11 protein-coding genes are annotated in these 11,141 nt (G+C 67.0%); 4 read left to right on the top strand and 7 right to left on the bottom strand.

Annotated features, from left to right (window positions below):
- Positions 1 to 16 precede the first annotated feature (16 nt).
- A complete protein-coding gene (locus tag BN3385_RS15955; RefSeq protein WP_059017993.1) occupies positions 17 to 379 on the top strand; it encodes an HNH endonuclease in 363 nt (120 codons plus the stop codon).
- Here BN3385_RS15955 and BN3385_RS15950 read toward each other — a convergent pair.
- From BN3385_RS15950 to BN3385_RS15940, 3 genes are read right to left on the bottom strand one after another with little or no spacing between them, the layout of a single operon-like run.
- Positions 336 to 815, bottom strand: a complete 480-nt coding sequence (locus BN3385_RS15950; RefSeq protein WP_059017991.1) for a DUF5130 domain-containing protein — start codon at positions 813 to 815, stop codon at positions 336 to 338. The genes BN3385_RS15955 and BN3385_RS15950 overlap by 44 nt on opposite strands.
- Entirely contained in the window at positions 802 to 1,077 is a 276-nt protein-coding gene (ctaJ, locus tag BN3385_RS15945; RefSeq protein WP_502688070.1) for an aa3-type cytochrome oxidase subunit CtaJ, read from the bottom strand. The genes BN3385_RS15950 and ctaJ overlap by 14 nt, the downstream gene beginning before the upstream one ends.
- Complete coding sequence (locus BN3385_RS15940) at positions 1,061 to 1,693, bottom strand: HNH endonuclease (RefSeq protein WP_059017986.1); 633 nt, start codon at positions 1,691 to 1,693, stop codon at positions 1,061 to 1,063. Before BN3385_RS15940 ends, ctaJ begins: the two co-directional genes overlap by 17 nt.
- Positions 1,694 to 1,822: 129 nt before the next feature.
- Here BN3385_RS15940 and BN3385_RS15935 point away from each other — a divergent pair, with 129 nt between their 5' ends.
- Genes BN3385_RS15935 through BN3385_RS15925 form a run of 3 tightly spaced genes read left to right on the top strand, consistent with a single transcriptional unit; the run spans position 1,823 to position 4,480 of the window.
- Positions 1,823 to 2,218 carry a globin gene (locus tag BN3385_RS15935; RefSeq protein ID WP_059017985.1) on the top strand — a complete coding sequence of 132 codons (396 nt, stop codon included), beginning with the start codon at positions 1,823 to 1,825 and terminating at the stop codon, positions 2,216 to 2,218.
- A gap of 51 nt (positions 2,219 to 2,269) precedes the next feature.
- Complete coding sequence (locus tag BN3385_RS15930) at positions 2,270 to 2,926, top strand: TetR family transcriptional regulator (RefSeq protein ID WP_059017983.1); 657 nt, start codon at positions 2,270 to 2,272, stop codon at positions 2,924 to 2,926.
- 6 nt (positions 2,927 to 2,932) lie between these two features.
- The gene (locus tag BN3385_RS15925; protein ID WP_059017981.1) at positions 2,933 to 4,480 is read left to right on the top strand and encodes a glycoside hydrolase family 13 protein; all 1,548 of its coding nucleotides are present in this window, start codon (positions 2,933 to 2,935) and stop codon (positions 4,478 to 4,480) included.
- On the opposite strand, the gene BN3385_RS15920 is transcribed toward BN3385_RS15925, so the two are convergent.
- The 4 genes from BN3385_RS15920 to BN3385_RS15905 form a co-directional block, all read right to left on the bottom strand.
- Positions 4,477 to 5,133 carry a DUF1345 domain-containing protein gene (locus BN3385_RS15920; protein WP_059017979.1) on the bottom strand — a complete coding sequence of 219 codons (657 nt, stop codon included), beginning with the start codon at positions 5,131 to 5,133 and terminating at the stop codon, positions 4,477 to 4,479. The genes BN3385_RS15925 and BN3385_RS15920 overlap by 4 nt on opposite strands.
- Positions 5,134 to 5,229: 96 nt before the next feature.
- Positions 5,230 to 5,865 carry a DUF8010 domain-containing protein gene (locus tag BN3385_RS15915; RefSeq protein WP_059017977.1) on the bottom strand — a complete coding sequence of 212 codons (636 nt, stop codon included), beginning with the start codon at positions 5,863 to 5,865 and terminating at the stop codon, positions 5,230 to 5,232.
- Entirely contained in the window at positions 5,862 to 6,275 is a 414-nt protein-coding gene (locus tag BN3385_RS15910; protein ID WP_156432927.1) for an acyl-CoA thioesterase, read from the bottom strand. Before BN3385_RS15910 ends, BN3385_RS15915 begins: the two co-directional genes overlap by 4 nt.
- Complete coding sequence (locus BN3385_RS15905) at positions 6,268 to 11,136, bottom strand: NAD-glutamate dehydrogenase (protein ID WP_059017973.1); 4,869 nt, start codon at positions 11,134 to 11,136, stop codon at positions 6,268 to 6,270. The genes BN3385_RS15910 and BN3385_RS15905 overlap by 8 nt, the downstream gene beginning before the upstream one ends.
- Between the last annotated feature and the right edge of the window lie 5 nt (positions 11,137 to 11,141).

Below are 11,141 nucleotides of genomic sequence, written 5' to 3'. Positions count from 1 at the left end.
CTGAGAAGATCGGGCCATGGCGGCCCCCAACAGTCGGCGAGCGCGTGCCGCGCGTAGGCGTGCCCGGCGCGTCAAGGCCGCGGTCAACGATCTGACCGAGGAGCAGTGGGCGGCGCTGAAGGTCGCGTGGAACGGCTGTGCCTATTGCGGGGCCACCGGCACGCCGCTGCAACGCGACTGCGTGATGGCGATCTCCCGCGGCGGCCGCTACACGATGGACAACGTCGTACCCGCCTGCGCGGCGTGCAATGCCAGCAAGTGCAACGACGAGGTCACCAGCTGGATGCGCCGTAAACGTCTCGACGAGAAGGCGTTCCTGGAGCGCTACGTGGCGATCAGGGCCGGGAGATCCCAGCCGACAACACCCGCACCGCACTGACCAACCCGTCGATCAGGTTGCCCTCCTTGAACGCCCCGGCGGCCGCCGAGACGCCCAGCGGTGCCGCCGACTCGGCTCCACGGCCGCGCACATCGGCGCCGTAGACCACCTCGATGGCCCGCTGATCCGGCGAAACAGCCAGTAGCACAGCATTGTTCGGGGTCGGCACGTCAGCAAGGAGCTCGCGTGCACGGGCCGCGGTGTCAGCACCCAGGTCGCCGATGTAGACCGCGAAGCGGGCCTTGGACTGCCTGCTGCCGAACTTCAGCGCATCGTCGAGGGCCACCAGGTCCTTGATCGGGAACGGGTAGTTCACCGAGAGCTCACCGGGTTGGGTCACCCCCGAGAGCCGGCCGCTGGCCGTCACCGCCCAGCCTTCCGGCAGGTTCGCCGGGTCGACGTGGGCCACTGCTGTGGAATGGTCACCACTTGCCACTTGCGCCACCTCCCACGATCTCCTCGTTCGAACCATGCCCGTGATGTCCGTCGCCGGGTACGACCTCGTCGACGGCCGCCCACAGGATCGGCTCATGCGTCCAGGGCTCAGAAAGCTTGTAGGTGGCGGGATGGTTGCCTTTTCGGGCGAAGATCAGTGCGGCGAGTATCGCTACCACCAGCAGCGGGACCCCGCCCATCATCGAGTGAATGGCTGCAGTGCTCACGATGCAAACGGTAGCAGCGTCAGGCAGCGCCCTCATCGAGGTAACGCACCCACGCGGGGTCGAGCTCCTTGACCGTGCACAACAGCCGCCAGTGCTGACCCTTCGGCGGTGTCGGCACCAGCCGCAGCGTCCAACCCAATTCCGTCAGCAGCTTGTCGGCCTTGCGGTGGTTGCACGTCGCGCACGCCGCGACGCAGTTCTCCCAGGAGTGCTCACCGCCGCGGCTGCGCGGCACCACATGGTCGACGGTGTCGGCCTTGGATCCGCAGTAGGCGCACCGGAAGCGGTCGCGGTGCATCAGCGCGGCCCTGGTCATCGGGATGCGCGCCCGGTACGGAACCCGCACGTAGGTGCGCAGCCGGATCACCGAAGGCACGACGATCACCCGGGAGGCGGAGTGGATGACGGGACCGGCCGGATCATCGTGGACGACATCGGCTTTTCCGCACAAAAGCATGATGACCGCGCGGCGCATCGGCAACGCGGTCAACGGTTCGTAGGTCGAGTTCAGCAGCAATACCCGGCGACGTCCCCACACTGAACCGTCAGCCGGGCTGGGTATGTGAGGGTCGGCGTGCAGGCCTGACCCCGGAAGGGACCCGACGGTCCCCGCCGCGGCACGGTGGCCGCGGTTCCGTTTGCGCTGCGACATGCGTCCTCCGCGAACCAGTGCACCACGGATCGGCCGCGAGTGCACGGCAATTTGGGTCGTGTTCGCTGGTCGAATCCGTGAACATCGGGTGACGACGACTCGGGTCAGGGCCACCGTCACAATGGTGGGGTGCCCGAAGATCCGCAGACGTTCTACGACGCGGTCGGTGGTGCCGCAACGTTCCGCACGATCGTGTCTCGTTTCTACGAGCTGGTTCGTGAGGACGAGGTGCTGCTGCCGCTGTATCCCGAAGACGAGCTCGATGCCGCCGAAGACCGGCTGCGGATGTTCCTCGAGCAGTATTGGGGCGGCCCGCGCACCTATTCCGAGCTGCGCGGACACCCCCGCCTGAGGATGCGGCACGTCCCCTTCAAGATCGGGTTCATCGAGCGTGACGCCTGGTTGCGCAGCATGCACACCGCGGTGGCGTCGATCGATTCGGCGACGATGGACGACGAGCACCGCCGCGAGCTGCTCGCTTACCTGGAAATGGCCGCCAACTCCATGGTCAACTCACCGTTCTGAGCCCCTCGACGCGCTACCGTCAGGTTGGGGGTGCGGAAAGGGGGTCCGAGGATGGCACGTCAGGCCCGGGCCGAGGCAACCAGACAGCGCATCATCGACACCGCAGTCGAGCTGTTCATCAACCCTGGCTACGGCGAGACCGGCCTCGCCGAGATTCTGCAGCGCGCCGACATCACCAAGGGCGCCTTCTACTACCACTTCGACTCCAAGGAAGCCGTCGCCGCCGCGATCATCGATGACACCTATCGAAAGATCGCCGAGACCGCGATGGCGATCGTGACGTCCTCCTCGCCGGCGTTGGAGAACATCATTCGTGCCACGTTCGCGGCCGCCGACCTGATGGCCACCGATCGCACGGTCGCGGTGGGCAAACTCCTGGCGCAGTCCCTCACCCAGGTCAGCGACCGCGGGCCGAAGGTCTTCCTGGACGCGACGGCGCTGTTCGTCGCTCAGGCCCACGAGGCGCTCGCCCGCGGCGACCTGAGGGTCGACGTCGACGTCGACGATGTCGGCGAATCGATCTGGGCCACCGTGCTCGGCTGCTACCTGCTCTCCGACGCCATCGGTGACGACGTCCTGGCCCGGCTGGCCCGTGGTTGGCGGGTGCTGCTCGGTGGCATCGTGCGTCCGGAGTCCCTGCCGTACTTCCGCGATTTCGTGGCCCGGACCTACCAGGTCTACGCGCACGCGCCACTCACGGCACAATGAGAGAGCGTGACCGCTGAACCGCATTGGTGGACGAACGCGATCTTCTATCAGATCTATCCCCGCTCGTTCGCCGACAGTGACGGCGACGGCGTGGGTGACCTCGGCGGTGTGGTGGCCCATCTGGATCACCTCAGCTCCCTTGGAGTCGACGCGATCTGGCTGAACCCGGTGATGGTCTCGCCGATGGCCGATCACGGCTACGACGTCGCAGACCCCCGCGATGTGGACCCGCTGTTCGGCGGGCTCGGTGCACTGGAGCAGCTGATCACCCAGGCCCACGACCGGGGTATCCGGGTCACGATGGATCTGGTGCCCAATCACACCAGCTCCCAACACAGTTGGTTCCAGGCTGCCCTTGCGGCGCCGCCGGGAAGTCCGGAGCGCGAGCGCTACATCTTCCGGGACGGGATCGGTGACGAGCCGCCCAACAACTGGGTGTCGGTGTTCGGTGGGCCTGCTTGGACCCGGGTTGCCGACGGACAGTGGTACCTGCATCTGTTCGACGCCGAACAGCCCGACCTCAACTGGGACAACCCGGAGGTGTTCGAGGACCTGGAGAAGACGCTGCGGTTCTGGCTCGACCGCGGTGTGGACGGCTTCCGCATCGACGTCGCGCATGGGATGTCCAAGCCTCCGGGGCTTCCCGACATGAGCAACCCCGACGTCGAGATGCTCACCTCGCAGGACGACGATCCGCGGTTCAACCACGAGGGCGTCCACGACATCCACCGCGGCATCCGCTCGGTGCTCGACGACTATCCGCATGCGGTGTCGATCGGCGAGATCTGGGTGTTCGACAACGAGGACTTCGCCAAGTATCTGCGGCCCGACGAGCTGCACATGGGCTTCAACTTCCGGCTCGTGCGGGCCGACTTCGACGCGGTCAGCATCCATGAGGCGATCGAAAATGCCTTGGCGGCAGCATCATTAGCCGAAGCCAGCCCGACCTGGACGCTGTCCAACCACGACGTCGACCGCGAGGTGAGCCGATACGGCGGCGGTACTGCCGGTCTGGCGCGGGCTAAGGCGATGGCCATGGTGATGCTGGCGTTGCCCGGCGCGGTGTTCCTCTACAACGGTGAGGAACTCGGGCTGCCGAATGTCGACCTGCCCGACGAGGTGCTGCAGGATCCGGTGTGGGAGCGTTCGGGGCACACCGAGCGAGGCCGCGACGGCTGCCGGGTTCCGCTGCCGTGGGCGGGAACCGCTCCCCCGTTCGGTTTTTCGGCCAACCCGGATACCTGGCTGCCGATCCCCGCCGACTGGCGGGAGTTGACCGTGGAACGCCAAGCCGCCGATCCGGAGTCTACGCTGGCGTTCTTCCGGACCATTCTGGGATTGCGGCGCAGCGCTTTTCACGTCACCGAGAATGACGTGGAATGGTTGGCACTACGCTCCGATGTGCTGGCGTTCCTGTCCGGCGGGGTGCTGTGCGTGCTGAACACCGGGACGACGCCGGTGCGGTTGCCTGCCGGGACGGTGCTCGCCGCCAGCTCCGCGGTGAACGACGGTGCGTTACCTGCCGACGCGGCGGCGTGGATCGTGCCGGATTAGTGCGACGAAAGAAGATTCACGACGGATGCGATGATCATCGCGCCGAACACAAAGGACAGCAGGCTGTGGCCAAGCGCTATCTTCCGCATCCGCCTCGATGTGAGGTTCGTGTCAGAGATCGCGAAACTTACGCCGATTGCAAAGGCCACGTAGAAGAAGTCCGGATAACTCGGATGCTCATGGTTCCCATGCGGGCGATTGAAGTCGATTCCGCTGCCGTGCCCGTCCGCGTAGAAACTCTTCGCGTAGATCAGCGCAAAGAGCGTGTGGATGGTAAGCCAAGACAGCAGGACGCTTCCGACAGCCAGTAAGCGAGGTGCGTAGTCACCATCATCATGACCACGCGTGAAGAGAACCCATACCCCCGAGAGACTCGCCAACGCGCCAACAAGGATCATCACGATGGCGGGCCGATGCCCCAACTGCTCTTGCCCCGCATGCCGTTTAGTTGCGTGAGGGCTGAAACACCACAACAAGCTCCAGGTCCAGCCGGTGAAGACAAAGGCGAGCACAGCCCACCCGCCAAGCAACGACAGCGGTCCTTGGCGGGGCCACAGCAATGCCGAGACCACGGTGCCCGCGACAGCCCCGAGAACGAGCCGTGCCGCGGGGCTTTGACTCAACGGCAACCCGTTGGGTGTCTTGTTTTCCATCGGTCCCCCCTTTGCGTGCGCCGACAGTAACCTCACGGTGCCGAAGCGCCGGTTTTCCCGCCGTGAGGTTACTCCCGCGAACCCGTTGGCGGATGTTTAACGCAGCACCAGCGCCGGGTCGCCGCGGCGGCGGAACACCGACCCGAACCTGGCGTCGATGCGCAACCAGGCCGGCAGCACCCGGACCCGCACGATCTCCTCGGCCGGCGGCGACTCGGGCACGAAACCCATTGCCGTCAAGGCGAACACACAGCGCATCGGCACGCCGGCGGTCACGTCGCCGGCGCTGACCTGCAACACGTCCTGGTCCAGCAGCGAGGCGGGCGGCCCGTACTTGCTGCCCTGGTCCTTGGCGAGTTCAGCCCCCTGCCGGGCGAGATCCACCAGCACCGCGGCCGGTACGTCGTCCAGATGCGCGAAGCCGGTGTCCGGCGGCAGCACACCGCGCCAGGCGGAGTCCATCGGAAAACCGGTGTCGACGCCCCCCGCGGCATCAGCCTCCCGCAGACCGCGCGCCAGTTGATCGGCACCGCAGGACATGTCGGCCGGACTCAGCTGGCCGGCCACCACCCGCACCGCCAGGACATCGAGTCCGGTCACCACCCACGCCGCAATCAGGCCGTCGGCGCGCTGGCGCAGCCGCACCACCGCCGTCTCATCCAGGCGCAGGGCCCGTTCGACGAAGGCGGCCAGGTCATTGCGCTGGACCGGGTCGGCAATGGTGAGGCTCATCGCAGGTAACGCTGCAGATACTCTCGGTGCGTCGGCGAGAGCCGGACCAGTCGCTGCTCCTCGATGTGTACCGCCGCGAGTTGGGTCTCGGCGATCACCGACGGCCGCGAATTCGGTTCGGCTCCCACCGAACGCACCTCATAGCCCAAGGTGAAATCCACCGCCCGCAACCGCTTGGTCCACATCGTCACCTGCAGTGGCGAATCGACAAGTCGCAGTTGCCCTTTGTAGAGCACCTGGACCTCGTGGATGAGCAGACCGATGGTGGCGATGTCGTCGGCGAACGGCTCGCGCAGGAAGTCCACCCGCGCCTCTTCCAGGATCGTCACCATCGTGGCGTGGTTGATGTGCTGGTACATATCGATGTCGGACCAGCGGACGTGCACGCCCGTGGTGAAGCCGTTAACCACTTGTTCCTGTTCCACTCGTCCTGGTCATGCTGCGGATCTGGCGTGCCGCCACCGACAGCGTGGCCAGATCGCGTTCGTCATCCTCGTAGATCTCGGCCAGGGTACGGCGCGCACGTTCCACCCGCGACCCGTTGGTGTGCTCCCACTCGGCGATCTTCTGTTCGCCGGTCTCGTCGGGCTCTCCCACGGCGAGCACGTCGAAGCACAATGCCCGCAGGGAGCCGTAGATATCGTCGCGAATCGCCAAGCGCGCCAACGCATGCCAGCGATCATCACGGGGCAGGCCGGACACCGCCGTGAGCAGTCCGTCAGTACCCAGGTGATCCATCAGCGCGAAGTAGGTGTCAGCCACCTCGGCCGGGTCACGCTCGAGGATGTCGGCGATGTCGATCACGTCGAGCAGGCTGTACTGGTAGAGCCCGGCAGCCACCGTGTACGCCAGATCCGCGTCAGCGCCGTGTGCGGCGAACTCCGCAGCCTCCTTGTTCACGATGGCCCGGTCGTCGCCGCGCAGCCACTCCGGCATCCGCGGGGTCAGTGCGGCCACCGTGGCGGCGAACCGGTTGATCTCGGCGCCGACGGCCAGCGGCTGCGGGCGGTAGTTCAGCAGCCAGCGCGCGGCCCGGTCCAGCAGCCGCCGCAGATCCAGCGTCATCCGGTCCGAGACGTTGACCGGCAGACCGCCGTCGCGGATCCGCCGCCAGGTCTCGCCGATCCCGAAGATCGCGTCGGTGGCGCCGAAGGTGCGCACCGCATCCACGTAGCCGACGCCGACGTCCTCGGTGACCCGGTAGGCGAACGTGATCCCGCCGGTGTCGACGACGTTGTTGACCAGCATCGTGGTGACGATCTCGCGACGCAGCTGGTGGTTGCGAATGTCCGGGGCGAAGTTGTCGCGCAGCTGGCTCGGGAAGTACTGCGGCAGCCGGGAGGCGAACACCTCCTGGTCGGGCAGGTCACTGGCCAGAACCTCGTCCTTCAACGCCAGCTTGACGTGAGCCATCAGGGTCGCGAGCTCCGGCGAGGTCAGGCCCAGGCCTACCTCCTGACGCCGGCGGATCTCCTTGCTCGACGGCAGCGCCTCGAGCTCACGGTTGAGCCCACGCTGATCCTCGAGCTCGCGGATCTGGCGGGCGTGCACGTTGAGCAGTGCAGCCGCGTTGGCACGGCTGGTGCCCATCAGATCGTTCTGGTCGATGTTGTCGGTCAGCACCAGCCGGCCCACCTCGTCGGTCATCGAGGTGAGCAACTCGGTACGTTCGGCAGCGCTGACCTTGCCCGTGGTGACCAGCGAGTCGACCAGGATCTTGATGTTGACCTCGTGGTCGGAGCAGTCCACGCCGGCGGAGTTGTCCATCGCGTCGGTGTTGATCCGCCCACCGCACAGGTCGAACTCGACCCGGCCCAGCGATGTGACGCCGAGGTTGCCGCCTTCGCCGACGACCTTGGCGCGCACCTGATTTCCGTTGACGCGGATGGTGTCATTGGCGCGGTCGCCGACGTCGGCGTCGGATTCCGACTCGGCCTTGATGTAGGTGCCGATACCGCCGTTGAACAACAGGTCGACGGGGGCCTGCAGGATCGCCTTCATCAGGGTCGGCGGCGTCACCTCGGTGACCCCGTCTTCGATGCCCAGCGCCTCGCGCATCTGCGGGCTGATCGGGATCGACTTCTGCTGGCGGCTGAACACCCCGCCGCCCTCGCTGATCAGGCTGGCGTCGTAGTCCTCCCAGCTGGACCGCGGCAGCTCGAAGAGCCGGCGGCGTTCCTCCCACGACCGGGCCGCATCCGGGTTGGGGTCGACGAAGATGTGCCGGTGGTCGAAGGCCGCGATCAGCCGGATGTGATGCGACAGCAGCATGCCGTTGCCGAAGACGTCGCCGCTCATGTCGCCGACGCCGACGACGGTGAAGTCCTCGCTCTGGGTGTCCACCCCCATTTCGCGGAAGTGCCGCTTGACGGCCTCCCACGCGCCCTTGGCGGTGATGCCCATGGCCTTGTGGTCGTAACCCACCGAGCCGCCCGAGGCGAACGCATCTCCCAGCCAGAAGCCGTAGGACTGCGCCACGTCGTTGGCGATATCGGAGAAGGTGGCCGTCCCCTTGTCGGCGGCGACCACCAGGTAGGCGTCGTCACCGTCGCGGCGCACCACCCCTGCGGGCGGCACGACCTGGCCGGTGGTCCGGTCGACGTTGTCGGTGATGTCGAGCAGTCCGGCGATGAACAGCCGGTAGCAGGCGACGCCGTCGTTGCGGAAGTTGTCGCGGTCGACGGCGGCGTCACCGGTCGGCGGGGTCGGTTGCTTGACGACGAAGCCGCCCTTGGCGCCGACGGGCACGATGACGGCGTTCTTGACAGCCTGCGCCTTGACCAGGCCGAGGATTTCGGTACGGAAGTCCTCACGACGATCCGACCAGCGCAGGCCGCCGCGCGCGACGTGCCCGAACCGCAGATGCACACCCTCGACCCGGGGCGAGTACACGAAGATCTCGAACTTGGGCCTGGGCAGCGGCAATTCGTCGATCAGCTGCGGATTGAGCTTGAGCGACAGCACATTCTGCGCGCGGACGGACGTCGGGTCCGCGACGAAGTAGTTGGTCCGCAGAGTGGCCTGGATCATCGAGGCGAACGCTCGCAGCACCCGGTCGGTGTCCAGACTCACGAGCGCGTCGATGTCAGCGGTAACCGCTGCCGCAGCGGCATGAGCGTCCAGGCCCTTGGCCGCCGAGTCCGGGTCGAACATCGCCTCGAACAGCGCGACCAGGGAGGCCGCAGTGCCGGCGTTGTCGTTGAGGACGCTCTCGATGTGGGCCTGGCTGTAGGGGAATGCCGACTGCCGCAGGTACTTTGCGTACGCCCGCAGAACGGCGACCTGCTGCCAGGTCAGTCCGGCGCGCAGCACCAGCTCGTTGAACCGGTCGATCTCGGCGCGGCCCTGCCAGATGGCGGTGACCGCGTCGGCGAACCGCTGCGCGGTGGCGTCGAATTCCTCGGTGGTCACCGCGTCCGGGATGGAGGCGTCCGGGCGGATTTTGAACTGGTAGATCCAGACCTTCAGCCCGTCGGGGCGCACCACAGTGAACGGCCGCTCCTCGAGCACCTCGACACCCATGCACTGCAGCATCGGCAGCAGATGGCTCAGCGTTGCCGTCGATCCGCCCAGGTACCAGGTCAGGAAAGCGTCACGACCGTCGTCGCCCGGCTCGAACTGCAGCTTGACCGAATCTTCCTGCAGCCCTTCGATGAAACCGATGTCGGTGATCGCCTCGATCGGGGTGACGGCCTGTTTGAACTCCTCGGGCAGGGCATCAGCGTAGTGCTCGGCCATCGCCTGATCGATCGAGCCGTTGCGCGCCGCACCGATCAGCCGGTCACCCCAGGTCCGCAATGCTTCGGTAAGCAGCCCCTGCACCCGGGTGCGGTTGGCCTCGGAGGTGTCGATCGCCTGCCGACTCGGCTCGTCGGGCAGCCGGACGGTGAAATGCACTACAGCCCAGGGTGATTCGCTGACCCGCGCGGTGTAGTCGATGGACTCGCCACCGAACTCGCGCACCAGGATGTCCTGCATGGCCAGCCGCACCACGGTGGTGTAGCGATCGCGCGGAAGATAGACCAGTCCGGACACGAAGTGGCCGAGCTGGTCGGCCCGCAGGAACAGCAGGGCGCGGCGGCGCGATCCGAGTTCCACCACGGCGCTGGCCACCGCCCGCATCTGCTCGGCGGTCAGCGAGAACAGTTCGGAGCGCGGGATGGTCTGGATGATGTCGAGCATCAACTGACCGGGATGGCTGGGGTCGTTGGCAGTCAGCTCCAGCACCTCGCGCGCCCGCCGCGAGATCAGCGGGATGTCGAGCACGTTGGCACTGGTGGCCGCCACGGTGAACAGGCCGACGAAGCGGTGCTCCACATCGCCGGTCTCACGCTTGTCGCGGACCACCACGATGTACGGGTAGGCCCCGTACCGCAGGAAGCTGGGCATGGTGGCCTGTGCCAGCACCACGAGGTCCCCCGGCTCGGTGAGCTCAGGCAGTACCTCGGTGCGCAGCCGTGCCACGCCCAGGCGACTGGTCTCGTCGACGGTGGCCTTACCGTCGGACACCGAGCACAGCTGCGAGCCGAGCAGCACGAAGTGGCCGTCGGCCAGCCAGCGCAGCAGGTCGGCCACGTCGCGGCGATCGGGACTGGGGAATCGGACACCTGTGTCGGCGTCCATCTCGCGGGCCAGGTTCTGCAGCACCTCGCTCAGCGACACCGAGTCCAGGGCCACCTGCCGGGCGTCGGCGACGACCATCGGCAGCAGCCGCTGCGCCTCGGCCAGGGCCTTGCGGTTGACCGAGCGGGCCAGCTGGACATGGATCCACGACTCGGGGAACCCGTTGGCCAGGTCGGGGTCGGCGGGCTGGGGCCGCACGTCGAGCAGTTCACCGCTGGCGCTGCGCCGAACCTGGAACACCGGGTTCATCAACGCCACGTAGGCCACCCCGAGGCGGTGCAGCAGCACCGTCACCGAATCGAGCAGCATCGTGGCCTGCTCGGTGACGATCTGCAGCGCCGGACCGAAGCCACCCGGGTCGTCGCTGCCGTAGACCGCGACCAGCGTCTCCGCTGGTGCCCGGCCATGCGCCAGCCGCTCCTGGGCCGCGATCAGTGCCGGGGGCACCACGTCGTCGATGCTGACCTGGGTCAGCGGGCCGGTGTCGGCGGCGTCGGCATCGCTCTGCGGTGCGCCGCCGTGCGGACCACGATAGGTGGCCAGGTAGGCCGCGCCCATCGCCGACGCCTTCTCGTCGAGGGCGGCCTGGCTGAGATGGGTCCACTCGACCGGCAAGTCGAGGCTGGTAGTTCTGGGGTCAACCGTCATACCTG

The sequence above is a fragment of the Mycobacterium sp. M26 genome (assembly GCF_001494595.1).
Taxonomy (GTDB): domain Bacteria; phylum Actinomycetota; class Actinomycetes; order Mycobacteriales; family Mycobacteriaceae; genus Mycobacterium.
This window is presented reverse-complemented; position numbering and strand designations above follow the sequence as displayed.

Bases quoted from the DNA above. Each gene is read 5' to 3' on its own strand.
- BN3385_RS15955 (WP_059017993.1), top strand. From the start codon at position 17: ATGGCGGCCCCCAACAGTCGGCGAGCGCGTGCCGCGCGTAGGCGTGCC.
- BN3385_RS15905 (WP_059017973.1), bottom strand. From the start codon at position 11,136: ATGACGGTTGACCCCAGAACTACCAGCCTCGACTTGCCGGTCGAGTGG.
- BN3385_RS15915 (WP_059017977.1), bottom strand. From the start codon at position 5,865: ATGAGCCTCACCATTGCCGACCCGGTCCAGCGCAATGACCTGGCCGCC.
- BN3385_RS15930 (WP_059017983.1), top strand. From the start codon at position 2,270: ATGGCACGTCAGGCCCGGGCCGAGGCAACCAGACAGCGCATCATCGAC.
- ctaJ (WP_502688070.1), bottom strand. From the start codon at position 1,077: ATGAGGGCGCTGCCTGACGCTGCTACCGTTTGCATCGTGAGCACTGCA.
- BN3385_RS15940 (WP_059017986.1), bottom strand. From the start codon at position 1,693: ATGTCGCAGCGCAAACGGAACCGCGGCCACCGTGCCGCGGCGGGGACC.
- BN3385_RS15920 (WP_059017979.1), bottom strand. From the start codon at position 5,133: ATGGAAAACAAGACACCCAACGGGTTGCCGTTGAGTCAAAGCCCCGCG.